Genomic DNA, 23,351 nt, shown 5'->3' on the forward strand with positions numbered 1-23,351 from the left:
AATTTGGTAAAAAATTTTGGTCTTCGTTATCCACAGGCGTATCGTCAGAATCGGGTAATTCGTCACTGGTGGGCAGATGTTTGAGATCGATTTGTAGCATTAGCTAACCCCAATTGTGTCCTAGCTATCTAGTGGGTATTATAGGCGATCGCTTATTGCCAACTAGTGATGATATCTTCTTTTTTGATACCAGCTTCGATGAGTGTATTAACCAATCCTTCTTCAAAGTTGTCTTCTTCGATGATGACTTGGCGATCGCTATTCTCTTTTTCGATAAGTCGCGCATGAAATAGAACAAAGTCCATCCATTTTTGTTTGTCAAAACCTGTGGCAAGAACAACGAATTGACCAGATTCAAGATCGCAAACTGGATAAAGCCTGATTGCTTGTAGTCTTGGTTGATGAACAGTAGCGTCATAGACTACATTTTTGAGGATTTGTGAATAGTCTAGCAATTTAGACATTTCTCTCTCCTTGAAATAAGATCAGAAAACCTTCTTGGGTAAAGTGCTTATCGTGGGTCAAAATCTCTGTGATTTTGAGACGATCCATGATAATCATTGACATACAATCAGTAAGGCTATAGCCCTTGTCAAGACGATTGGCATAAAGATCTAGTCCTTCAATAAAGACTTCTCTGGTATGGGTTATGACTTGAATATTTTTGTTTCTGAGAATCTCTCTAGTTCTTTGAGAAACTCCTAAGCGCATTTCTGAACCAAATTGGGCGTAGTAGTTGAGCAATTCATTGAGTACTGCGTCAGAAGTTACGAGTTTTACTCCTTTTAGTTGCTGACTGAAGTTGACAACTTGCTGATGCCATTGATCGCGCTGATTACATAATGCAATCCAGTAAAAAGTATCGACAAAAATTTGTTTCATATTTATATCGATCGCTTGGGTGAACCGTACAAATAATGATCGTGATTAGCGGCTCCATCGGTGGGTAAGCGATCAAGAATCTCTGGAGAGAGAGATTGAGCAAAAATTGTAAAACTTTCCCAAATAGGAATTTCTGTATCTATTTCTTGGGTTGATGAGTTAACTTGTGATGCTAACAAATCTTGATTCTTAGAGATTGATAGTAAATTAAGTAACTCTTGGGCTGTTGTATCAAGGATACGGGCAAGGGTAAATATAGACACTTGGGGCTGATTGTCTAAGGTAATGATGCCGCTAGGCTGTTCATTTTGTAGCCATGCTAGAAAATGATCTGGGGTTGTGCCTAATACTTCGGCTGAGGTTTGTAAATCAAGGGTTAGTTTTGTCATAGCCATTGTGTATATGCCAATAATTAAGTATCAAACAATTCTGGTTGTGAGACAACTACGCTTTCTTTTTCGGCGCGTTTGAAGGTGATGTCGCCGAGGCTGAGATCGAGATATTGAGGTTTTTTAGCTCCTGAAAGTAGGTCTTCAATGGTGAAAATTTGGACGCGGGGATAGTCTTTGCCGTTGGCGGCGCGATAAAATCCTGCTTTAGTTGCTTCAGTGATCATGGCTTTGGTGGGTTCGGCTAGGGTGACAAAAAATCCAAGATCGGCTTTGTTGGTAGACATTGTACCGATGAGATCGCGCACCATTGATACACTCACATTATCGCCGCCTTTGACTGAGACGATGATTTTACGTTTAATGTCGCGTTTGTTTTCGTCAAGGTCTGAGATATAGCGCAAACCGTCAATGCCGCCATCTGCACCTTTCTTTTTGCCTTGATAGGGTGGTACTTTGACGAGGGAACAAGCCCACCACTGAAATTGATATTTGTCGCGTTTGGCGAGGTTTTGGGCGCTGGCAAAGTCTTTGGGTGTGCCGAATACTTCAAATTCTATTTGTGGGAATGCAGATATGAGGCGGATTTCGATGAGGGAAATGGCGAGATGGGTAATGTCAATGCCAATCCAGTTACGGTTTAGTTTTTGGGCGGCATGAAGGGCTGTGCCACATCCACAAAAAGGATCGAGAACGATATCGCCTTCGTTAGAACTTGCTTGGAGAATTCTTTCTAGAAGTGCTAGAGGTTTTTGAGTTGGATAGCCTAATCGTTCTGAGGATAGGTTATGAAGAGGACGTAGATCACCCCATATATCTTGCAACGGAATCCCTGCTAAATCATCTGGATACTGTTTTAATCTGGGCATACCATCTTTTTTCTTAGGAAAATGGATTCTACCTTGTGCTACAAATTCGTCAAGAGTTGATGGTACATAAGCCCAATGACGACCTTTAGCCGTAACATCAATGCCTCTCCAAGTCTTACCGCTTTCACCCGCACTTACACCTGCGCCAGTTAGATCCATTCTTTTATAACGTTTCCCATTCTCATCAACGGAATCAAAAAATGTATTGATATATTCCTCTGTAAATCCTGTGTACTGTTGATTCCACAGAAATTTAGAAGACTTTGAGTAGAATAGAATTATGTCATGAACGCAACCATAACGCTTTGCGCTACTATGAGCGCTTGTTCGTTTCCAAGTAATTTCATTACGATAATTTTGAATCCCAAAAATAGAATCAAGGATAATTTTCAAATAATGGCTTGCTGTTGGATCGCAGTGTAAATAGAGACTTCCTGTAGGTTTGAGAACACGATGAAGCTCGACTAAACGAATTGCCATCATCACCAAATAAGCCGACAGATCGTTATGCCCTAAACGCCGCACCAACAAATCTAATAACTCCGCCAAATCCCCATTCACCTCATACAAAGCTTGCAAAGTTCGCGCCGACTCATCGCTCCAATGCCAAGTATCTTCAAACGCTGTAATCTGAGCTTGTGGTGGCGCATCCCCCGACTTACGACCGCCAAAAATCACATTATAATCAGCATTCGAGTTGAACGGTGGATCGAGATAAACCAAATCAACGCTTTCTGAGTTAATGCTCTCCCGCAAAACCTGCAAATTATCCCCAAAATATAAGCGCTTCATCAAATTCTAGTTAATTCTCATTTTTTATGACTATAACTTGAAAATACTCAAAAATAAAAGTAAATGACAAGAATATTTATTGATTCTAATTGAGGATTTTAGCTATTCATCAGATCACAACTTTGCTAATAAATCTACCAAACAAGTAAAATAAGAACATCACGAAAAATGTAGGTTTTTATGGCATACAGTGACTTCACCTTTAGCAAAGTCAGAGAAGCTTTTCAGCTAACCATTGACGAAAAGACAAATCTTTTTGCAAATATAGCTAAAGTTACTCCTTCCCAAATCTTGACGACACTGCTTCAAGAAAATCTATCTTTTGCGATCGCAGTTGGCACTGAGAAAGCGCGATCAGAATTTATTATTGCTCAGGTTTTAAGTGAAGTTCGCCGCCAACTAAACTATAAGATTTCATTGTTTTCTGGCTCAGAGTTTACGGTTGATCGCGATCGCGGATTGACAGGATTTTGCGATTTTTTGTTGAGTAGTTCTGAAGAACAATTGGAAATCACGGCTCCTGTAGTGATTATTATTGAGGCAAAGCGAGAAGATATTTTTGGTGGTGTCGGTCAATGTATTGCGGCGATGGTGGCGGCTCAAATCTTTAACGAACAGCACCATAATCAAATTCCAATTATTTATGGGGTCGTTACTAGTGGCACGAATTGGCGGTTTATTAAGCTAGAAAAAAATTTAGTCCAGATTGATGCGATCGAATACTACATTAGTGAAGTGGATAAGATTTTAGGAATATTATTAGAACCATTGCGATCGGTTTCTCAGCTTGTAAGTGTTTAAATGTCTGTAAGCAGTAATTTTAGCTAAAAACTAACATCTTCATAAAGATCTGTAAATTTCCCTTTAAAGTTGATGCTTGTCAATTGAAAATCCTCTATTTCTCCAGAATATGTCTCTAAAAACCATCGTCCCCCTTCTTTCCGAAAACAATCAAGGCGTTGACGTTTGGTGTTGACTAGGACATATTCCTCTAGAGTTTCTATTTGTTGATAATCAGCAAATTTATCACCGCGATCAAAACCTTCAGTAGACTTTGATAGAACTTCAATAATTAGTTTTGGGAACTGTTTGTAGATTTGAGTTTGGATATCTCTAGGATCGCAAGTTACTATTAAATCAGGATAATAGAACCGTCTTAGATTTTCGATCTTGGCTTTCATGTCAGAGAAATAAACGCGACAGCCTCTTCCTCTCAAATGGTTACGAATGAGAGTAAAAGCATTTCCTGTAATCGTAACGTGAGCATCAGTTGCACCTGCCATTGCCTGAGAACCATGTAACTCATACACATATCCATCGATATATTCATGTTTAACATCGCTTTGCTCCTCCATTGCGAGATATTCGTCTGGAGTTATGTAATCAAATTTTGGTGTGGCGATCATATTCGTTAGTTATAGCTTTTGGTTAGTTATCTGAAAATAATTAAATTAGGGGGGCATAGTGCGATCGCCATATAGTTCTTGTAACTCTTGCTTGAGTTCGTTGAGTATTGGCTTAATGTTAGTTAGGGTAATAGTCATGAGAGATGTCCAACTCCTAAAACCACCTGTCCAATCCAAAAATCTGGCGCACCGCAAGCAATCCACTTCGGTTTATTCACCGCCAAAATGTCCTTACCAAAAGACTCAAGCAATCTCTTCAACGCAGGACGATAGGTATGCTCTATTGCAATTCCCTTTTGATAAATCTGCGTCACATCTTGTAAATAAGCTTGAATTTGATTGGTCATTATTTTTAGAGATTGGCTAATTTTAGGATAGCAGATAAAATCCTGATGCTTTTAGCTCTAATATCTTTCTAGTCTGGCAAATCCTTTCGTGAATAGGATTAGGACTAATGTTAGAATCACCATCATGGTCAATTTTTAGGAGGCGATCGCATATGGCTTTAGCAGCTACTAAGCGATACACCGCATCAGAATATTTAGCTCTAGAGGACAAAGCAGAATTTAAGAGTGAATTTATTAACGGAGAAATTATCTCGATGGCAGGAGCTTCCGCAAATCACAATAAAATTGCCTTAAATTTGTGTCGGTTATTACCTCTAGCAATTGGCGATCAAATCTATGAGATATTCATGAGCGATATACGGCTATGGATTCCTGCATATAATCGTTATACTTATCCAGATGTGATGGTTGTCGCAGAGGAACCAGTTTTTGTTGACCAAAGACAAATGGAAGTTACTAATCCCTGTTTAATTGTGGAGATTTTATCTAGTTCTACCCAAGCCTATGATCATGATAGTAAATTCCGTCAATATCGCTCTATTCCTAGTTTTCAAGAATATATTTTGGTTTATCAAAATGGCTATGAAGTTGATCACTATGTGAAGGAATCAGAGGATAGATGGGTCTTGACAACCCATCAGGGAGAAGCATCTGTGATTAAGTTGGTATCTATCCAGTTAGAAATTAGGCTAATAGATTTGTATAAGCATGTGAAGTTTGATTGATCAATGATTTTACGCTTGATGGTGTGCCGAATACTTCAAATTCTATTTGAGGAAATGCGGAGATGAGGCGGATTTCGATAAGGGAAATGGCGAGATTAGTAATGTCAATGCCAATCCAGTTACGGTTTAGTTTTTGGGCAGCATGAAGGGCTGTGCCGCATCCACAAAATGGATCGAGAACGATATCGCCTTCGTTAGAACTTGCTTGAATAATTCTTTCTAAAAGTGCTAAAGGTTTTTGGGTGGGATATCCTAAACGTTCAGTATCAGTCGCTCTTAGTGGACTAATATCAGTCCAATTATCTCCTAGTACAGAACCTTTCTGTTCATCAAGATAGCGTTTTAGCATGATCCTTCCTGAAGGACTTTTAGGATATAAAAGTTTCCCTTCGTTATCTAGCTTTTCCATTGTTTTAAAAGAATATCGCCATCCTTTGAGAGGATATGGATAACCCTTATAGTCATACATCAAGTTTGGTCTGGGATTAGGGCTAGTCATATCCCCAGTATTAAATCTCCTTGCTCCTTCTGGAATCAACTGAAACTCAATCTCTTCTTTAGTCATTTTACGAGTAGTTCCATCAGGGAGATCAAGATATAAATACCAATCTTTTAATATTCTTGCCGAATGCTCGGTATATTGAGTGTTAAAAGTAACTTTTTGCGACTTGACGTAGAACAGAATATGGTCACTGATTGCTGAATATTGATGCTTTGCGTCATTATGGGTGTCACTTCTTTTCCAAGTTATATGACTACGATAATTAACTTCGCCAAAAATAGAATCTAAAATAATTTTCAAATAATGGCTTGCTGTTGGATCGCAATGTAAATATAGACTGCCTGTAGGTTTGAGAACCCGATGAAGCTCGACTAGACGAATTGCCATCATTACCAAATAAGCCGATAGATCGTTATGCCTCAAATGCCGCACCAACAAATCCAATAACTCCGCCAAATCCCCATTCACATCATGCAAAGCTTGCAAAGTTCTTGCTGACTGATCGCTCCAATACCATCTATCCTCAAAAGCCTTAATCTGTAACTGTGGTGAAGCATCCCCCAACTTGCACCCATCCAAAATTACGTTATAGTCCGCATTCGAGTTAAAGGGAGGATCAAGATAAACCAAATCAATGCTTTCCGAATTAATGCTCTCCCGCAAAACCTGTAAATTATCTCCAAAATATAGACGATTCATTTCTAATTAATTCTCATTTTTATATGACTGTAACTCGATAGATGTAGCGCGGGGTTAGCCCGCACCACCTCTATCTGAAACCCAGCAAATACCTAAATCAAATCACCTAATAAACTCGATACTTCCCCTTGCATATTAGTGCGATTATCGTCGTAGAGCATTAGGGTATCTAGCTTTTTATGACGCGAGAGCTTTTGTACTTTGCGAACATTGCCATTAGTAGCATCAAGGGCAGCCGTGATCGCAGAGTGGCGAATACGGTGGGGAGACATTTTTTTAGTAATTCCTGAGTCTCGCGCCAGTTGATCGACAATTTGGTAAATTGCCGTACCAGTCAGTCTGTGTCCGTGATTGACAGGATCGAGAGAGTGGAATAAAGGTCGATCGCTATTTTTTGTCTTAAATTGAGATAGCCAGTCTTGAATTGCGTTAGCTGTTCCTGTACTAAGACTGATGAGACTCTTTTGAGAACCACGTCCTTTGCCTAAGATTTGCAGCGATCGCCCTTCATGGTCAAAATCACCAATATTCGCGCTAACCACTTCATTCCGACGCAGGGCATTGTCCCACAGTAGTCTCAAAATTGCGAAATCACGTTTTCCTTTGGGGGTATCACGGTTAATATGCAACAACATGGTGCGGATACCATCGGGCTTAATCCCTGTCGTATCGCGATAGGTTTGGACAGTCTCAGTTTGGACATCATCAAGATTCCAATTACATTTGCCTAGTTTGGCGGCGAAATTGACTAAGGATTTGAGAGCTGATAGACGACGGTTAATTGTGGATTCTTTTAAGCCTTGCGTAATCAGATCTGATTTGTAACGCAGAGCGATCGCGATCGCCTCAAAACGATTTAACTGCAAAAATTGGGCTATGACTGCTTCTGTAGGTTTCTGTCCATAGGCAGCAATGAAAAAGTAACGTAAATCCTTCTCATAGGCGCGTCTAGTGTTGAGACTCCGTTTGTCTGCGAGGAGAGCAGTGAGAATGTCTGGATTAAAAGCTGTCAGCGCGTAGGGAACTGCATTAGAAATAGTATTTATTTGAGTCTCATTAGTATCTAAATAAGTCTCATTTTGATTCTCAGGTTCTAAATTAGATACAATACTAAGTCTCGATTGAGTCTTATTAGTCGCAACTATGGTCTTGTCGAGTGTCTCATCCTCTTGAATTAAGGCATGATTTAAAACATACTTTTCTTGCCTAAATCGCAACTGTTCTGGCGCGATCGCTTCAGTAATACCTGCATTAGTCGCCGCCTGTTTGACAATGCCATAGATTGCCGTTCCCGTTAGTCTATGTCCGTACTTAGCGCGATCTAGAGATATAAATAGCGGCGTTGGCGTATCCTCATCCTCACTCGGAAGATGCGTTAAATTGAGCCAGTCTTGTAATGCGGTGGCTGTGTCTAAACTGAGACTAATAATTTCCTTTTGGTTTAATTGCCCTTGCCGCTTATAGCGTTGATCAACCCGTAGCGATCGCCCCTCCCAATCGACATCAGTGATATTAATCGCGGCAACCTGTTGTCGCTTGAGAGAATTCTCCATGAGTAATAGCAAAATTGCATAATCACGCTGACCAGCCAATGTATCGCGATCGCAACCTGAGAGAATGCGCTGTGCTATATCATTCATTGATATTAGTCATTGAGAATTATGCTTTATTGCTAAACACCGCTAAGTACATGACGTATTTAAGCATTGTTCTATTTTCATCTGCAATTCATTAGCAATCATATCAAAAAGCTTATGTCGCGCATTATTCCCTATCAGCCCGTTTTACTTCGTTTATTGCATAGTGCGATCGCTCTATTAGTATTCGGCTCATTGATTACAGGCTTTATGGTTTATGACCGATACGACAAGCGATTGGGAACGCTTAATTTACCAATTATCCCTAATACCCAAGGTATTCATGGCACGATCGCTTTAACCTTTCTCTTACTACTACCCATTTTCGCGATCTATTGCTTTCATATAGGCGATCGTCGTTTAATCCAAAAAGAATCACTCAAGCAATTGCAAGAAGTAGGGAAGCCGATCTGGTGGATATCATTACAACGATTTGCGAATAGCTTGCTCCTGCTAGGTTCAACTTTTGCAGTGATCACAGGACGCATGATGCAAGAAGAATGGTTACCTAGTAAAGAGTTTGACCATGCTTGGTATAGCGGACATCTAATTGCATGGTTATTAATGATTGTTAGTATCGCAATTCATCTATTAATGAGTGCCAAAGTTGGCGGTTTACCTCTTTTGCTCTCAATTTATAACTGGAAAATACGCCCAGAGGATATGCCAAAATTTTGGCTCCGAGGCTTCAAAATTAAGCCCTCCACCACATTTCTTTTTATTTTTGAAGTATTAGTTATTGGTGGCATTGCGATCGCCTTTTTACTACCAGCAGTATTTCCAGCATCATAAAAACCAAAATTTTTTAAAAACGTTGCAAAGCAACGTTTTTAAAAAATTTCTTGTAATTCTGGGTTAAGCGCAAAGCGCTGTAAAATGCCCTTAGGTACTCTCCCTGTATAGAAACATGAGAAAAAAAGACTTCACTTTAAGGGACGATCATGGTTGGAAGTCGGAAGAAGGTTACAAAATATTTGTTGCCGATCGCGGTGCAGTGCGGTTTGATTTCCCGAAAGACTGGATCGTGAAATTTAAAGAAAAGTCCGTTAGCTTCCATGACTTTGAGCCAACCGATGACACTGGCGCATTAGAAATGTCCTTTAGTCGCTTACCCCCTAACGATTGGAGTACATTTCCCCTCAAAAAGACTCTTCAGCAAATTCTGGATGATGACGATCGCCAAATTACCCATAAAAGTAAGGTCACTAGCGCCAACCGTGACGGCATGAGGTTAGTCTGGTCAGATATTCAATATATTGATGCGACCGAAAAAAGACCTGCCACCTCTCGTATTTTGGTCGGTATTGGCGGGAATGTGCAAGTCCTCTTTACCTTTGACTATTGGACTGAAGGCGAAGAGACGATGCGCGAAGTCTGGGAAACCATGTTGCGATCGCTTAAGCTAGGCTTATTTATTCCAGATCCCACCAGAGGGCATGTTGTCAATCCCAGTCTCAACTAAAAACTGTCCGCTTATAAAAGTTATAAATGTTGTCATTCAAAACCCAAGAAACAAGTGGCGGCGCGAAGCGCCGCCACTTGTTTCTTGGGTTTTGAATAGTTTCACAAACTATTTAGGATTGCTATAGTTTAATGGTGTCTTGTTAACTGACAAAAAATGATTTAGGATAAACGCCTCAAAGAGTCTTATAGCAATAGCCAGTTATGTTGAGCCCAATTCATAATCCCAAATAGAGTTGCGACACAAAGCGTCGCCACTCTATTTGGGGTTCTAATTCTTAACTAATTCAGCTATAGATATGCCTTAAAGTCATATTTATCAATATTTAATCAATATTTAATTGGGTATTTAAACCATGGGCAAAGTAATTGCAACGGTCAACATGAAAGGTGGAGTCGGCAAAACCACCTTAACCGTAAATATTGCGACCTGTTTGGCAAAAATCCACCGCAAAAAAGTCCTAGTCGTAGATTTAGATACCCAAATTAGCGCCACCCTTAGCATGATCTCCCCTGCGGAGTTCGCAAAATGTCGCAAAGAAAACCGCACTCTTCGCCATCTAGTCAGTCAGGCAATTACCCGTTACGGAGTCCAAGTCGAAGATCCCGAAGAAAAGGTATATCAAGTCAAAGATATTGTCATTCCCCACGTATGCAAAGTACAGGGCTTAGATCTATTAGTCGGTGATATTGACCTATATGATGAATTCCTCGTCTCAGAGATGCTCTACAATCGTTCTCTCCTCTACGAAGAGAAGCAAACCTTTCAACAGACTTGGAGTAAATTTGAGCAAGGCCTAATTAGAGGCATTCTCGCACCTGCAATGAAAAACTACGACTACATCATTCTAGATTGCGCCCCCGGATATAATCTCATCACTCGCAGCAGTATTATCACCAGCGATTTTTACCTCATGCCTGCTCGCCCCGAACCCCTCTCTGTGGTGGGTATTCAGCTCTTAGAAAGACGCATTGATAAACTGCGTGAAGTATATCGCGAAGATAACACCATTAACATTCAACTTCTTGGCATTGTCTTTAGTATGTCCGCAGGTTTTACCCTCAGTCGCTACTACCAAAAAGTAATGGATCGGGTTAGTTCTGACTTTAGTGCAGCCCAGATTTTTAAAACTAAAATCCCCAATGATGTAAATATAGCCAAAGCCGTAGACGCGTTTATCCCTGTATCCATCTCTAATCCCAATTCGGGCGGAGCTAAGGCTTTTGCCGAATTAACAGTAGAACTTCTCAAGAAATTAGAAGTTTCTCTAGGCAAAAAAGAACAAACCTCAAGATTGAGTTTAGTTGACTTGGAATAAAGAATATAGCGACGGGAAGTGGCGGCGCAACTCTATAAAATGGATTTTGGTAATAAATCAAATCACTATGTTTTTCTTAAAGCTTGCCAGAAAAGTTTATAGCTACCCTCTATCTATCTTTAAAAAGAATAGTTCATCAAGACTAAAGTGTGACTTTTCTGGTCAAGCGGCTAGCAATCTCATTAAAGCAAAGCTCCTTGATAATCAGCCTTGTATGATTTGCCGCTTTGGGAGCAACGAACTAGATACAACTATTCGTCATCTCAATATCTTAAGAAAATCCAAATTTCCCTTAGAAAAGTCAATTAATTATGTACTGGATAAATCTGGAGCCTTCTGGTGGGATGACAGCATTAAAACCAGAATGCGGAATGTTGCGGGCTTTTTCCCTGTAACGGAGACATCTCTTGAATCTTTTGCGAAGAGGACGATTGAAGATATAGGAAATATTGATGTATTAGGTTCTTGGGTAAAGATGGAATCTGAGGTTAGCTATTTATTTAAGGATATAGTCATAGTTAGATTAGAAGATTTAGAGCCTTACTATCATCAAGATCCTTGGACTGTTGCCCTTGAAGATAAAGTTGTTCTAGTAATTCATCCCTTTGCCGAGAGCATTCGGCAACAATATCAGAAACGCTCTCTCCTATTTAAAGATGAGAGGATCTTACCTAAGTTTGACTTAAAAACCTTTCCATCAATTCAAACTAGTGGAGGAAATAATGAAGGATTTACAACATGGTTTGAAGCTCTTGATTGGATGAGCGAAAAAATTACAGAGATAGAATTTGATATAGCTATTATCGGTGCAGGAGCCTATGGATTTTCTTTGGCTTCGCATATTAAGAATCTAGGCAAAAAGTCAATTCATTTAGGAGGCGCAACTCAAATCTTATTTGGCATTAAAGGCAAGCGATGGGATGATCGACCATTTTTTCAAGGTTTATACAATCAGCATTGGTCTAGACCTTTATCTTCAGAAATTCCAAATAATCATCAGACTGTTGAGGGAGGATGTTATTGGTAAAATGGAGTTTAGTTGATTTAGAATCACTCAAAATGAATACAGTCCAAGAGCATTACAATAATCAACTTGCGGCTATTTATGGTTGGATGGCAGGAAGTTCAGAAATAGCAATTAAGCAGAATTATGATTTGCTTTGTCAGCTTGGAGTCGATGCACAACCCAAAGATTTAGCAATTGATTTGGGGGCAGGGCTAGGGTTTCAATCAATTCCACTCGCAGAAATGGGGTTTACCGTTGTCGCTGTAGATTTTTGTGCAGATTTGCTGGCGGAATGGCGCGATCGCGCCGAGAAATTAGCTATCCGTATAGTGGAAGATAATATTTTAAATTTCTCCAAACATATTGAGTCTAAAGCAGCGCTTGTTGTCTGCATGGGTGATACTATTACACATCTAGAATCATTTGATGCGGTTCGAGCCTTAATTGCAAATATAGAGAATGTTTTAACAGCTAATGGAAAGTTGATATTGACTTTTCGTGATTATGTTTCACTAGAACTAACAGGTAAACAACGTTTTATTCCTGTCAAATCGGACGATTCAAGAATTTTGACTTGTTTCCTAGAATATCATCCAGATATTGTAGAGGTTCACGATCTTCTGTACATTAAGGATGGCGATCGGTGGCTAATGCATAGTAGTTCCTACCCAAAACTAAGACTCGATGCCAATTGGTTGTGTAGTGAGATAAAAGAATTGGGATTTCAAGTTGTTTGTAATCAAATAATCAATGGAATGATTTGTATTGTTGCTCAAAAATAAAAAAACAGATAATTTATCAATATGTCAGAAAAATTAGAAGGCGATCGTCCTGCTCTAAAAATAACTAAACCTTGTCATCATTGTGAAGGCAAAGGCTATATATCAATTCGCGATTGCTCTGGCGAAATTCAACGCGAAGAAAATTGTTCATTTTGCTGTGGCTTAGGCAAAATCGAGATAGAGATTTGACTTTATAGTCTGTAATTTGTCCCGCCTCATCAAAATCCGTAACCAAAACAAGACCAATAAAAAAGCAAAGGCATTGCTGGCAATGCCTTTGCTTTTTTATTGGTGCAACTACAAGCTTATGAATTTAACAAGCTTACGTAAATAACCATTATCGCAAGCAGATGGTGTCACAGGCTTACGATATTCAGGGTTTCACAAATTCGTAAGCATCATCGGTCTGGGTCGAGTCCGAGTATCTGGTCTAGGCTTACTTCCCTTGCCATAGACTTTGGTGATTGCTGTGGATAAACCACGTAAGTATCTTTATCTAAGCGTTTCAGGATTCGACACTTTGTAGGACTGATTGATCCTTCAAAAATTACGATCACTTTTTCCCGTGGTTGATATTGAAAATGAGTGATAAATTTTGGTTTTTCGGGTTCCAGTAATGGCGGTTTTTCGTCAGCTTGCGTAAATGTTTTGGGCGGCGCATCGCGCCAATCAAGCTTATCAATTTCTGAAGCGGTTGACAGCAAGGCATCAGAGAGATTTTTAAATAAAATTGCTGCTATTTTCGTAAGCTCACTCATTAGAAGAACTCCAGATGGTTGACGGGGATTGTTTGAGGCATACCAAACTGATCACTGGAGACAACCGCATTAACAATTTTTGCTTTACCTTTGCCTACTTCAGTAACTTTATCGACAGTGCCGATCTTGCCTGACAATCCACCTGCTTTAATGCGGACGCGATCGCCAACTTTTAGCTGTTTTGATTTAACAGATCGGGGTTTGTTGAATTGTGTTGAATTGCTTGTTGAATTCGGAATTGGTTGCTGTGTAAGCGTTTGCGCCTCCAATTCAACAGATTGAGGCATAGGCATATTTTCGGCTGTGACATCAACAGTTTTTAGTACCTGTGTATCTGTAGAAAAAATATTTTTATCTTTTGTTGAATTGGGGGCTGCATCGCTTGCGGAATTTGGATTTGGTGAATTCAACAAAGAATTGAACTGTTGAATATGTTGAATTGCGCGTATGTAGACAGCATTTTGCCGAGTGCCTTGCTTGGTAAGCATTCCACGCTGTACGAGACGGGTAACAACGGTGTATGCAGACTTGGCGGGTATGCTCGTATTTTCTGAGACTTGTTGAATTGATGCTGATCCAACCTTGTCGAAAAATGCTAATGCTTGTGCCTCTTGGCTTTCAGAACAATTTGGTGTCCAATTCGATAGGCATTTCCAACTTAGGGTATTAGCATCGAGGACAACTAATAAGTCCTGTTTGCCGTAGCTGCCGTTTTCGGCAATCAATCGCCATTCATTGCGGCGGGTTTCGGTGTTCGCAACTTCAGCGAGGACGATCGCACCGCGAGACTCAGAACGAATTACGCCCGATCCGCGCATCGTGTCGAATACATCAACCTCAGAAAGTGATTGCACATTGAGTTTTTTGGTGTGATGCACAAGGATCACCGCCATGTTTAGGCGCTTCGCGGCTTGTTTTAATGGCTTAAGTAGATTGGCTACTTTGCTAGAGTTTTCATCGGTGTCATCAGAGCGGACGCTGGTTAATGTGTCGATCACCAGTAATTTGGGCTTGATATCTTCGCAGACCTCTAGCAATTTATCCCACTCACTAAGGTTAAATTCGGTGAGCCAATGGACTGGGATATTTGGATCCCATCCTTGAGCTAATACCCGTTCTTTCAGTTTGCTGTCCCCATCTTCACAGTTGACGTAAATCACATCCCCTTGCTGTGTCGGTCTCCCTAGAAATTCTTTGCCACTGGCTACTGATTCGACTAAGCCAAGTGAGAGTAGTGACTTACCAGCTCGTGGTGGTGCGGCGATAATTTGTAATTCATTACTGGTGATCAGGTCATGTACTAGAAATTCAACAAAGTCGGGCGCACGGTCAAGTAATTCTTGGGTGGTGATTAGGCGATCTCGTACGTCATTTTTGGGTTTATTCGGGGCGATCGCGGTTTTGGTAGCTTCGATAAAGTCCTCAAACTTGTAACCACTTGCGATCGCGTCGCTTGAGTCATACCCTTCTTTTGGTTGTTGTGGGTGGGGAACGGTACAAATTTTGGTGCGATCGCCTATGGTTTGGGCAATCTTTTGGGAGCCTTCATCCCCTGCTTTATCAAGGTCGTAGAAAATATAAATTTCTTTATATCGTTCTAGCGGTGATAAATCGTCTGGGATATTGCCCTCTCCAGTGGTATTGGTGCAAATGTCAAAGGGTTGATTTTCGGTGATGGCAATCTCTGCCAAGGTCATGGCATCCCAATCGCCCGCAACGATAAATAATTTCTCGTTGCCATCTTGTTTGGTGAAATGAAATCGGCTTTGCAGGTTGGTATCTTGGCTCCACTTTTGCAGTTTTTCGGGGCGATCTGCTAGCCAAGGTGCAACACGGTATTTGCACATATATACCCCTTCAGAAATTTGATAGGGGATGGCAATACACCAATGCTTTTCGTAGGTTTTACCGTTGCGTACCCGTCTTTCTGCTACCCCTAGTTGGTATCGATTTGCCATGTCTGCGGTGAAGCCGCGCTCTTTTAGGTAGTTGATGGCGTGCTTGCTTCTGTTGATCAGGTCGTGGCGATATTGATCGATTTGTTCCTGAGTGTGGGTCACGGTTTTTGGTTGCTTTGCCAATGCTGTGGGAATAATGCGATCGCTTGTTTGCTCTTTGGGATGTCCAAGCGCTTCTCTGATTTGGTCGGTGGTACAGCCCCTATGGCATTTGTATGCACCGCTTTTTAGAAGGACTAGGTTAAAGTCGTGTTTGCCATCGGCTAGGCAGTTTGGGCACTGAGCGCGGTTTCGGTTGAAGGCAACGTGTTCTTGAATGTTAAACATGGGTTTTTCTCACAAAAAAAAAGTGGCGATCGCAACTTCACTGGGTAAAGTTGCGATCGCGTAGGTTAGTAGCTTGGATGGAAAAATTGCAATGTCCCCTGACACCGCATGAAAGGCAGGATTTTAGGCTTTTCGATAACAAACCCAAACTTTCCAGTAAACCAAGGTGATTCAGATTCGGTCACACAAGCTGTAATTGTTGCCGTGCCTATGATTCCGCCAAATTCAAATTCATCTCTAGCAGGTAATTTAATTTCGGGCAGAATTAGGTTTGCATCACGGTTTACGCGCTCAACAAAATCCCTGCACTCGTGATATTCCCTGACTAGCATTTTTTTGCTTGCATGGATGAAAAACTCACCTCTATAGGTGGTACTCCATGATCGGTTTTCAATATCTTTGTAACCATTTGCAATTAGCCACGCCCAAGGCTGTCGAATTGATAAAGCTTGTTTGTAAGTTTCCATAGTTTTAAAATTAGTTAGGCGATCGCCACTTCACTGGGTAAAGTTGCGATCGCGTGATTGGTTAAAAGTCGTCTTCGTAGTTGAAAAATTCGCCACGGTCAAAGGTGGGGATTTTTTCTAGTATTTCTAGGCAAAGTCTGAGGTTCTCTTTCTTTTGCCAGTGGCTAGATTGGCTGTCTTTAATTGATGTGAGAATCATGGTTACAGCCTTAATCTCTTGTTTGACCTCGGTTTTCATTTCAGAGATGCGTTGCCTTGCTTTATTTCTCAGAGCAACCATTTCGCCAGATTGTCGAATGGTTGTGTCAAGCAAACTATTGGCTTGACCCTCTAGAGTTTTCACTCTTTCTTTCAGTTGGTTGATTTCTGTTTGCTTCTCATAGGCAAACTCCGCTATATCGCTCATGCTGCAATCTCCAGATCGGCTTGTTCATAGCGATGGATGAAGGCGATCGCTTTTTCCCAGCAGGGGCGATCAAGTTTGCCACTGCCAATTTCTCTGATGATGTCGGCTTCAAGGGCGATGGCGCATAGCGCCGCATCTTTGATCGCCTCTACTCTTGCAAATTCTTTTGGATCGGCAATGCCTTGGGTGAGTTGATGGCACGCGACTCGGTAGTAGCTTAGGTGGTAGTCGATTGTCATTGAGTCCATTAGTTTGCTTGCTCCATGAGTTTTTGTTCAATACGATCGCAAAGTCCACGAATTGCTCCAAGCTTCCCTAGGTCGGATTGCCCTAGCAAGTCGTGGGTAGATTCCTTGGTTTGAGGTGCGATGCCTATTACTTCGTCGTTCTCTAGGTAATGGGTATTGTTTAGATCGAATGTCAGGTCGTTGAGTAGGTCGGTTAGTTCGTGCAGTTGCAGGTTGTCGATCGCTATCTCTGTGCTGATGTCTAAATTCAATCCGTAGTAGCCAAATGGTTTCATGCTGTTTATCCTTCGATATGTGTGTAATCGATCAAAGTCTTGATTGCTTGTTCAATATGCTCTTGAGCCTCATCTGAAGGGCATTCTTTAGAGATTTTCCCTAGAGCCTCGATCTGCTGCCAGATCCTCTGTCTTTCTGTTTCCCTTGCTAACTGCTTTTTAGTTTGTCGTGGCATAATTGATTAATGATCCGTGTGCATGATGAGTGGTGAATAGCCTTCATTGATTAAGAAGGCGAATAGTGGTTTATCCCTCAATGGTGGTGTGTTTGATGCGGGTGAAGTAGCCTTTCAGTTGCAGGCAGAAAATCTCAAGTGCTAATGCTCGTCGAAATTTCCTTTGGTCTGGCTCGGTGAAATGCCCTGTGCAGGTGCAATCGTCGGAGCAGTAGGTGTATCGATATCCGTATCCGTTGCGGCTTACCCAGATGAGTGCGGTAGGATAGTGCTTACCGATTTCGGGCTTGATCCGTTCGGTGGTTTGCATGGTCATCTCCTTTGATGATTGGTTTGCAAAAAAAAAGAAGAGATCGGTTTATTAGTTCGCGGCTAATAATCGATCTCTTCTTTTTTGGTGAGTTTTTCGATGAAATGTCGGTTATTGATGCAATGGAGGATCATCGCCTCTGCGGTTTCGCTTAGGCTCTTGCCATGTTCGGCGCAAAAAATACGGAGTTTTTTGTCGGTGGATGGCTCTAGGTAGAAAGTTGTCTTTGCTTTGTCGGTGGCAAGCATGAAAAGTTAACCTTTCAAAATGACGTTTACACCTTTCAGTTTAAGCACCTATATGTCTACTTGTCAACATATCGTATAGTTGACTAATCTACATATTGACAAGTAGACAGTGATATGAGAAGTAAAGAAAAACTAGCTGAGTTAATTAGGCATCTTAGAGGCGATCAAAGTCAAAGAGCCTTTGCTAAAACACTTGGAGTGTCTTTTGCTTCTGTGCAGTCATGGGAAAATGGCGATGCAATGCCATCAACAGAGAATTTGTCTATTATTGCCAGTAAGTCAGGGTATACACTTCAAGGCTTGATCGCATTCCTTGAGGATAAACCCATCCCCAAAAACGCAAGTATTGACGAAATTGTTATGCAAATAAAGTCTCTGCCCTTAAAGCAATTGGCTTTGGTGGAGAGGGCTGTAGGTGATAGATTAATGGCGATCGCGGAGAGTGCAGGGCGTTAGCAAGTGACAAAGCAGCAAAAGATAGGGGCAACAATCGTATTAGGGTTGCTGATTCTTGGGATAGTTTTTCGCTTCTATAATCCCATCGCCGCCCTAATCTTCCTGCTGGTGCTGATTGCGGCTGTCTGTGCAGAGATTCTTGAAAAGCCTACACCGTCAACACATGAAGGTATCAACCGTAAATACTCGCCTCGTAAATCTCTTGAGCAAAGGCAAGCAGAATATGATCGCGACTTGGCTAACAGGATGAAGTCTAGGGGTATGGCTCCGACCACGCCACAAAATTCTAAATATGCAGCCAAATACAAAAAGCTTGTGGCGATGCTTGCAGGCGATCGCGTGACGGCAGATAGATTAATAGCTACGTTCGGTATAGACAAAGCCATCTCAGACTTAGAGCGAGATAGACGGGCTAACTAATAAAGGCGATCGCCAAATTAGCGATCGCCTTCTTTGTGTTATTGCTGTACCCCTAATATCATTGTCTTGAGATCGGCAGGCTTGCAGTTTGGGCAAAAACAGCTAATCTGGCGTGTTTTCTTATCTACAATCCCCACGTACCAATCACTGCAATATCTTATTCTGCGAGTGTCTGTGTGAGCAAAAAACACGATCCTGCTGTTTCCCGTGGGGTTTGGCATCACTGCATCGCATTCATCGCAGGTAACTGTAATTGAGTATTTAATCATCCCAAAATTATAAGAGGCGATCGCTAAATTAGCGATCGCCTTTATTGTTTGGTGTGGTTAATTGAACCCAGTATCAGGATCGGTAGAGCGTCTTCGCCGTAAATCCTTAATATCTTGCCTTAGCTCGCAAGATTCTTTCTCTATAATTTCAAGCTTGGTTTTCAAGACCTCATGCTTACCGATTAACTCGATATGCCCTAAACGCTGATTATTCTCAATGCGATTTATGGTAGTGGTCGTTTTAACCAGTGCGCTAACCAGAGCGATCGCCACTCCTATCTCTAAAACTAACGGTGGCATTTATGCACCCCCTATATATCCATCGACCTGTAAAGACAACTCATTAAACCAAACAGGAGGCTTAAACTTTAGACGGTAAGCACCTATCCAATCAGGCACTTGAATTATTTTCGCCTTATTAACATCACAAAACACGCGATCGCCAATCAAATCGGGCGCAATAGCTTCGTCAGTCAAGAAATTAAGATAACCGCCAAGAGTCCAACTAGCCTTCGCCTCAGAATTCTCAGCGATTATACGCAAGAAACGGTAACTCAGGCTTTGATTAACAACCAGTGGCGGTATATCGCCACTGGTTGTTAACTGATAAACCGTTATCCAATTTGCATCATTGGCAAAATCGACAGCCATTTAAACTACGTTGATAATTTTCCAAGTAGCAGTCGTAGCACCACGCCCAAGATTTAGATTCTTAGTAGTGGTAGTAGCAGAAGCATCAATAGTATCCGCCAAATCCTTGCGGACCAGCATCTCTACCGATCGGGTTTTCTTAGCAATGCCAGTCCCCTTTTCTACCTTGAATTGTTTGGCTTGAACCAAACCACTGGCGATCGCATATCGCTTATTGATTGGGATTTCGGGCTTATTGCCAGTATTGGTGAGAGTACCGCCAACTAAAGTCAGAGTATCGGAATCATAAAGATCCTCATCTAATTGCAATGCAAGATAAACATTTGCGGTTGCAGCATCACCAAAAAGCACTTTTCTTTTTTGATTGTTAGCCATTTTTTATTATTTCCTAGAATTACCAGTAGATTTCAGATGCTAAGCAGGGCTTAGCTTTTAGCTACCAAATGTAACGTTTTGCACTTCCCAAGTTAGGTTCTGATCGCCTAACTTGACCGTTTTACCGCGAAGACTTACAGCAACCCGTCCAACGTTTTCAAGGTCACAGAGCAAAGGTACACGTCGAGATTTGGTTACAGTCTCCCCACCTTCGGAAACATCGCGAGTAACTTGGGCAAAGACTCTTACAACCCTTGCAGTTTGCAGAATATCTCTTTGATTTCTAAACTTGCGAACCTCGGCATTATCAGGGGGTTGAGTTTTAGTAAACCCAAGGGCGGGCGCAATGTCACCATCGTAAATATCGCGATCTACCTGTACCTGCCCCCAAGCATTAGTACCAACTTTTACAAAATACGGATCTCGTTTTGCCGTCATAGCAGTTTCTCCTATCGACAAAATAAAGCTAGCACACCCAAACCTCTTACAGTGTCTATATCTTAGTGATTAGGTGTACAACGTAGAACTTAAGTTCTCTGCATTTATTATCGATTTGCCTAATAAACCAAAGTGCCACCCTTAACCAAGATGATCGGACGGGCCGGATAACACTTGTAATCAGCATGGGTAAAGAACATTCTCACGGATTCCCCGAATTCAGGCAGATTGACCAACTTAGAGACAACTCGCGTTTTTCTTTTTGGCAGACTAGTCACGGTAGCTCCTACCCTAGGCTCACTAATTTTTAAATCCCGTGGGTCAAACTCATCGCGATCGCTAAAGATGCCCATCATCGCCTTTATCAAATTTTCGGCATCAGGGATATCTCGACAGCTAACCTTAAATTCATAACCAAGTTTTCTGTTGAAATAACTTGCCCTGCGATACCCAGTTCTATACCTGTATATAGGAGTACCAAAGGCGTTTTTTATATCCGTAGCGATCGAGCGAAGCGCCGCGACTGATTCAGGTATTTTTGTCTCACGAACTCTCATAGATACCTGCATAGTTCGCGCCCTAGTTTTTGTCTCTTCAGACGCGGAGGATTGATACTCTTGCCTGAAATAACAAGTTATTTGAGGAAGGTAAGTAAGAGAGTAATTGTAAGTAGAAACAGGAACGGAAAAGTATAAATTATTAGTTCCATTTGCTTCCTCGCAATACTTCTTAAAGAACTCCATAGCCCTTAGTTGATAAATGGAACTATCGTTATCTTCCAATATCAAAAGCCTCTTGGTGCTTGCCCTTGGAGATTCTGAAGTATCTCCATCGGGAATATCTTTAAAGTAATCCCTAACCTGTTGATTATGCATTAATCGAATTGCATTGTCTAACGCTTCGGTTCTCTCTTTCGACATTATGAGGTTTCCTCTTCAGGTGCAGGTGTAAGAATAATAGGCGTAATTCCAGTGGGAAGAGAAGCTTTTATTTCCGCCCTTGCCTGTTCATCAGCATTGTTAAAAGCGGAAGCCTGATCCCTAAGTTGTTTCTGATCCTCTCTCAATTGCTTGTAATCCTCCTTAACCGAAACTGCACTGCTAGTAATGCTTGACAGATTGCTAGAGATATTCTCAGCACCCTCCAAAGTATCATTCAATCTTTCAAATCTATTTACTCTTCTAGCCCTAATCGTTTCATCCATAGCAGGGTAATTATTTTCGGAGACGACACCATCTTCTCTTAATCCATTACCTATTTTTGATACATTTTCCATTCCATATTCAACAGCACTCGCCAAAGGGTCAATCATAGATTGAGTGGTATTAACCACAGCCATAGAGGAATGATAAATCGTGCTAGCCTTCTGCCATTGCAAAGCCAACTGTACATACCTATCAGCACCGATAAGTTGAATGATTAAACCTCTTATATTATTTCCAATCCAAGAAGTAAAACCGATGTCATTTCCTTCGGCATCTTTCAACTTCTGACCTGACAAATTGACAGAATTATCTACCACAGTTCCCAATGTTTCTGCAACATCGCGAGACAGCATAGCCGCATTATGGATAACTGCAATATTGGTCATAAAAGAGAGGGAACTATGCACAAATTGATTGTTGTAGATTCTGGAAATAAACTTAAATGAGTTGTCTGCAACATCTTTTAGTAGATCTAGAGTTGATGCAGTAGCAGCAACTTTGCTTGCAACATTATCGACTTTCCCATTAATAGGATCTTTAATCCTATCTTCTACACCTTTCGTACAGCTAGGAGAATTTAAAGCATCACAAGCGCCATTCTTGGAATTATTTCTTTGAGCCTCTGGCGTAGTATTTAGATTTATAGCCGCGCTTATAGCTCCTATGCGAACAAGCTCTTGAATAATAGAAGAATTATCTCTTTTTAAGTCGTCTAAAAGCTTCTTTTGCTCTTCCTCCCTCTTCTTTTGCTCTTCTTTTGATTTCTCTGGTGGAGACTGCTTCTTTTGCTCTTCCTCAGTCTTGAAGGGAATAGGAGACTTTAAAGCCGAAGCACCTTTAGAAGGGTTTCCAGTAGGCCCAGACTCGAGCCGCCCTCCTTTGTCTAGGATCGGCGCACCTAAATCCTTATTTTTGGATTTTCTATTATCCAAATCTTTTATTGGATTGGTAGCAAATGGTGATAGAGGTGTGCTTGGATTAGCTAGCCCTTGAGAGAATAAAGGCTCTGCTCCTAGGGCTAATCCGCTATTACCTTTAGCCACTTGATTATCAGGGAAAGCCCTATTTCCGTTCAACTCCCTAAGATACACGCTTCTTATGTATCCATAGCCAAAAGCGCCAATATTAAATTTTGAATAATCCCCCTGCTCGTTCCCTACTTCAAATTGATTATCTCCTACAACCCCCAAAGTGGTAATCCTACCCAAAAGCGAAGTTAGGGATCGGGCTTCTGACCAGTTGACTTTATCCGTAGACACTTCACCAGCAACGCTGTAGCTTTGATTTGCTTTTGATCCATAGAAATTATCTTGGCTCGGCGCTTCTGGTGAAGATCTATTCCCTGTATTCTTCGATAGCAGATCATCTCGCCATTTCTTTGCGCCCAACTCGCCTATTAAATCTACAGCCCCTATTATCAAAGCCAATCCGCTTAAGCCTTTTAGTAAAGAGCCGCTATTAGGGATGTTTATGGGAGAGTATGGCGGACGAGTAAAAGGTACTGCGTTACTCAAAGCCGAAACTGGGGTGGCTACTAACATATATCTC

General features: G+C 41.2%; 33 protein-coding genes. 11 read left to right on the forward strand and 22 right to left on the reverse strand.

Annotated elements, in window-relative coordinates; all coding sequences use genetic code 11:
• Positions 1–152: 152 nt before the first annotated feature.
• Genes H6F42_RS15670 through H6F42_RS15685 form a run of 4 tightly spaced genes read right to left on the reverse strand, consistent with a single transcriptional unit; the run spans position 153 to position 2,932 of the window.
• On the reverse strand, positions 153–464 hold the full coding sequence (locus H6F42_RS15670) for an element excision factor XisI family protein (RefSeq protein WP_190400313.1): 312 nt from the start codon (positions 462–464) through the stop codon (positions 153–155).
• The gene (locus H6F42_RS15675; protein WP_094528625.1) at positions 457–882 is read right to left on the reverse strand and encodes a PIN domain-containing protein; all 426 of its coding nucleotides are present in this window, start codon (positions 880–882) and stop codon (positions 457–459) included. Before H6F42_RS15675 ends, H6F42_RS15670 begins: the two co-directional genes overlap by 8 nt.
• A 2-nt stretch (positions 883–884) precedes the next feature.
• Positions 885–1,271, reverse strand: a complete 387-nt coding sequence (locus H6F42_RS15680; RefSeq protein ID WP_190400314.1) for a hypothetical protein — start codon at positions 1,269–1,271, stop codon at positions 885–887.
• Positions 1,272–1,294: 23 nt separating this feature from the next.
• On the reverse strand, positions 1,295–2,932 hold the full coding sequence (locus H6F42_RS15685; RefSeq protein ID WP_190400315.1) for a DNA methyltransferase: 1,638 nt from the start codon (positions 2,930–2,932) through the stop codon (positions 1,295–1,297).
• A gap of 180 nt (positions 2,933–3,112) precedes the next feature.
• On the opposite strand from H6F42_RS15685, the gene H6F42_RS15690 reads away from it, so the two are divergent.
• The gene (locus H6F42_RS15690; protein ID WP_190400316.1) at positions 3,113–3,733 is read left to right on the forward strand and encodes a hypothetical protein; all 621 of its coding nucleotides are present in this window, start codon (positions 3,113–3,115) and stop codon (positions 3,731–3,733) included.
• Between the two features lie 23 nt (positions 3,734–3,756).
• On the opposite strand, the gene H6F42_RS15695 is transcribed toward H6F42_RS15690, so the two are convergent.
• Positions 3,757–4,338: a Uma2 family endonuclease gene (locus H6F42_RS15695; RefSeq protein ID WP_190400317.1), complete on the reverse strand. Its 582-nt coding sequence runs from the start codon at positions 4,336–4,338 to the stop codon at positions 3,757–3,759.
• A gap of 134 nt (positions 4,339–4,472) precedes the next feature.
• Positions 4,473–4,685 (reverse strand): hypothetical protein, encoded by a 213-nt coding sequence (locus H6F42_RS15700; RefSeq protein WP_190400318.1) that lies wholly within the window; start codon positions 4,683–4,685, stop codon positions 4,473–4,475.
• A gap of 107 nt (positions 4,686–4,792) precedes the next feature.
• Here H6F42_RS15700 and H6F42_RS15705 point away from each other — a divergent pair, with 107 nt between their 5' ends.
• The gene (locus tag H6F42_RS15705; RefSeq protein ID WP_242018474.1) at positions 4,793–5,410 is read left to right on the forward strand and encodes a Uma2 family endonuclease; all 618 of its coding nucleotides are present in this window, start codon (positions 4,793–4,795) and stop codon (positions 5,408–5,410) included.
• Here H6F42_RS15705 and H6F42_RS15710 read toward each other — a convergent pair.
• Both H6F42_RS15710 and H6F42_RS15715 read right to left on the reverse strand, forming a co-directional pair.
• Entirely contained in the window at positions 5,370–6,611 is a 1,242-nt protein-coding gene (locus H6F42_RS15710) for a site-specific DNA-methyltransferase (RefSeq protein WP_190400319.1), read from the reverse strand. The genes H6F42_RS15705 and H6F42_RS15710 overlap by 41 nt on opposite strands.
• A 92-nt stretch (positions 6,612–6,703) precedes the next feature.
• Positions 6,704–8,251 carry a tyrosine-type recombinase/integrase gene (locus H6F42_RS15715; RefSeq protein ID WP_190400320.1) on the reverse strand — a complete coding sequence of 516 codons (1,548 nt, stop codon included), beginning with the start codon at positions 8,249–8,251 and terminating at the stop codon, positions 6,704–6,706.
• A 114-nt stretch (positions 8,252–8,365) separates the two neighbouring features.
• Here H6F42_RS15715 and H6F42_RS15720 point away from each other — a divergent pair, with 114 nt between their 5' ends.
• From H6F42_RS15720 to H6F42_RS15745, 6 genes are all read left to right on the forward strand, one after another.
• Positions 8,366–9,040 (forward strand): cytochrome b/b6 domain-containing protein, encoded by a 675-nt coding sequence (locus H6F42_RS15720; RefSeq protein WP_190400321.1) that lies wholly within the window; start codon positions 8,366–8,368, stop codon positions 9,038–9,040.
• Between the two features lie 115 nt (positions 9,041–9,155).
• Complete coding sequence (locus H6F42_RS15725; RefSeq protein ID WP_190400322.1) at positions 9,156–9,710, forward strand: hypothetical protein; 555 nt, start codon at positions 9,156–9,158, stop codon at positions 9,708–9,710.
• A 355-nt stretch (positions 9,711–10,065) separates the two neighbouring features.
• Positions 10,066–11,028: a ParA family protein gene (locus H6F42_RS15730; protein ID WP_190400323.1), complete on the forward strand. Its 963-nt coding sequence runs from the start codon at positions 10,066–10,068 to the stop codon at positions 11,026–11,028.
• A 214-nt stretch (positions 11,029–11,242) separates the two neighbouring features.
• Positions 11,243–12,055 (forward strand): hypothetical protein, encoded by an 813-nt coding sequence (locus H6F42_RS15735; RefSeq protein ID WP_190400324.1) that lies wholly within the window; start codon positions 11,243–11,245, stop codon positions 12,053–12,055.
• A 32-nt stretch (positions 12,056–12,087) separates the two neighbouring features.
• Complete coding sequence (locus tag H6F42_RS15740; protein WP_190400325.1) at positions 12,088–12,816, forward strand: methyltransferase domain-containing protein; 729 nt, start codon at positions 12,088–12,090, stop codon at positions 12,814–12,816.
• 21 nt (positions 12,817–12,837) lie between these two features.
• On the forward strand, positions 12,838–13,005 hold the full coding sequence (locus H6F42_RS15745; RefSeq protein ID WP_190400326.1) for a hypothetical protein: 168 nt from the start codon (positions 12,838–12,840) through the stop codon (positions 13,003–13,005).
• A gap of 209 nt (positions 13,006–13,214) precedes the next feature.
• Here H6F42_RS15745 and H6F42_RS15750 read toward each other — a convergent pair whose 3' ends face one another.
• From H6F42_RS15750 to H6F42_RS15780, 7 genes are all read right to left on the reverse strand, one after another.
• Positions 13,215–13,574: a hypothetical protein gene (locus H6F42_RS15750; protein ID WP_190400327.1), complete on the reverse strand. Its 360-nt coding sequence runs from the start codon at positions 13,572–13,574 to the stop codon at positions 13,215–13,217.
• Positions 13,574–15,859, reverse strand: coding sequence for an AAA family ATPase (locus H6F42_RS15755; protein WP_190400328.1), 2,286 nt, complete (start codon positions 15,857–15,859; stop codon positions 13,574–13,576). Before H6F42_RS15755 ends, H6F42_RS15750 begins: the two co-directional genes overlap by 1 nt.
• Before the next feature lie 65 nt (positions 15,860–15,924).
• A complete protein-coding gene (locus H6F42_RS15760; protein WP_190400329.1) occupies positions 15,925–16,326 on the reverse strand; it encodes an ASCH domain-containing protein in 402 nt (133 codons plus the stop codon).
• Positions 16,327–16,387: 61 nt separating this feature from the next.
• A complete protein-coding gene (locus tag H6F42_RS15765; RefSeq protein ID WP_190400330.1) occupies positions 16,388–16,732 on the reverse strand; it encodes a hypothetical protein in 345 nt (114 codons plus the stop codon).
• On the reverse strand, positions 16,729–16,971 hold the full coding sequence (locus H6F42_RS15770) for a hypothetical protein (RefSeq protein WP_190400331.1): 243 nt from the start codon (positions 16,969–16,971) through the stop codon (positions 16,729–16,731). The genes H6F42_RS15765 and H6F42_RS15770 overlap by 4 nt, the downstream gene beginning before the upstream one ends.
• A gap of 8 nt (positions 16,972–16,979) precedes the next feature.
• Entirely contained in the window at positions 16,980–17,255 is a 276-nt protein-coding gene (locus H6F42_RS15775; protein ID WP_190400332.1) for a hypothetical protein, read from the reverse strand.
• Positions 17,256–17,260: 5 nt separating this feature from the next.
• Positions 17,261–17,431, reverse strand: a complete 171-nt coding sequence (locus tag H6F42_RS15780) for a hypothetical protein (protein ID WP_190400333.1) — start codon at positions 17,429–17,431, stop codon at positions 17,261–17,263.
• 163 nt (positions 17,432–17,594) lie between these two features.
• On the opposite strand from H6F42_RS15780, the gene H6F42_RS15785 reads away from it, so the two are divergent.
• Positions 17,595–17,756 carry a hypothetical protein gene (locus H6F42_RS15785; protein ID WP_190400334.1) on the forward strand — a complete coding sequence of 54 codons (162 nt, stop codon included), beginning with the start codon at positions 17,595–17,597 and terminating at the stop codon, positions 17,754–17,756.
• 47 nt (positions 17,757–17,803) lie between these two features.
• Here the strand turns inward: H6F42_RS15785 and H6F42_RS15790 are convergent, their stop codons facing one another.
• Complete coding sequence (locus H6F42_RS15790; protein WP_190400335.1) at positions 17,804–17,989, reverse strand: hypothetical protein; 186 nt, start codon at positions 17,987–17,989, stop codon at positions 17,804–17,806.
• Positions 17,990–18,103: 114 nt separating this feature from the next.
• On the opposite strand from H6F42_RS15790, the gene H6F42_RS15795 reads away from it, so the two are divergent.
• Complete coding sequence (locus tag H6F42_RS15795; protein ID WP_190400336.1) at positions 18,104–18,445, forward strand: helix-turn-helix transcriptional regulator; 342 nt, start codon at positions 18,104–18,106, stop codon at positions 18,443–18,445.
• Between the two features lie 45 nt (positions 18,446–18,490).
• Positions 18,491–18,865 (forward strand): hypothetical protein, encoded by a 375-nt coding sequence (locus tag H6F42_RS15800; RefSeq protein WP_190400337.1) that lies wholly within the window; start codon positions 18,491–18,493, stop codon positions 18,863–18,865.
• Positions 18,866–19,191: 326 nt separating this feature from the next.
• Here the strand turns inward: H6F42_RS15800 and H6F42_RS15805 are convergent, their stop codons facing one another.
• The 6 genes from H6F42_RS15805 to H6F42_RS15830 form a co-directional block, all read right to left on the reverse strand.
• Positions 19,192–19,434 (reverse strand): hypothetical protein, encoded by a 243-nt coding sequence (locus H6F42_RS15805; RefSeq protein ID WP_190400338.1) that lies wholly within the window; start codon positions 19,432–19,434, stop codon positions 19,192–19,194.
• On the reverse strand, positions 19,435–19,785 hold the full coding sequence (locus tag H6F42_RS15810) for a hypothetical protein (protein WP_190400339.1): 351 nt from the start codon (positions 19,783–19,785) through the stop codon (positions 19,435–19,437).
• Positions 19,786–20,160 (reverse strand): hypothetical protein, encoded by a 375-nt coding sequence (locus tag H6F42_RS15815; protein WP_190400340.1) that lies wholly within the window; start codon positions 20,158–20,160, stop codon positions 19,786–19,788.
• Between the two features lie 57 nt (positions 20,161–20,217).
• Positions 20,218–20,598: a hypothetical protein gene (locus H6F42_RS15820; RefSeq protein WP_190400341.1), complete on the reverse strand. Its 381-nt coding sequence runs from the start codon at positions 20,596–20,598 to the stop codon at positions 20,218–20,220.
• A 119-nt stretch (positions 20,599–20,717) separates the two neighbouring features.
• The gene (locus tag H6F42_RS15825; RefSeq protein ID WP_190400342.1) at positions 20,718–21,518 is read right to left on the reverse strand and encodes a hypothetical protein; all 801 of its coding nucleotides are present in this window, start codon (positions 21,516–21,518) and stop codon (positions 20,718–20,720) included.
• Complete coding sequence (locus H6F42_RS15830) at positions 21,518–23,344, reverse strand: hypothetical protein (RefSeq protein ID WP_190400343.1); 1,827 nt, start codon at positions 23,342–23,344, stop codon at positions 21,518–21,520. The genes H6F42_RS15825 and H6F42_RS15830 overlap by 1 nt, the downstream gene beginning before the upstream one ends.
• Positions 23,345–23,351 lie beyond the last annotated feature (7 nt).

It is taken from the genome of Pseudanabaena sp. FACHB-1998, assembly GCF_014696355.1.
GTDB lineage: Bacteria > Cyanobacteriota > Cyanobacteriia > Pseudanabaenales > Pseudanabaenaceae > Pseudanabaena.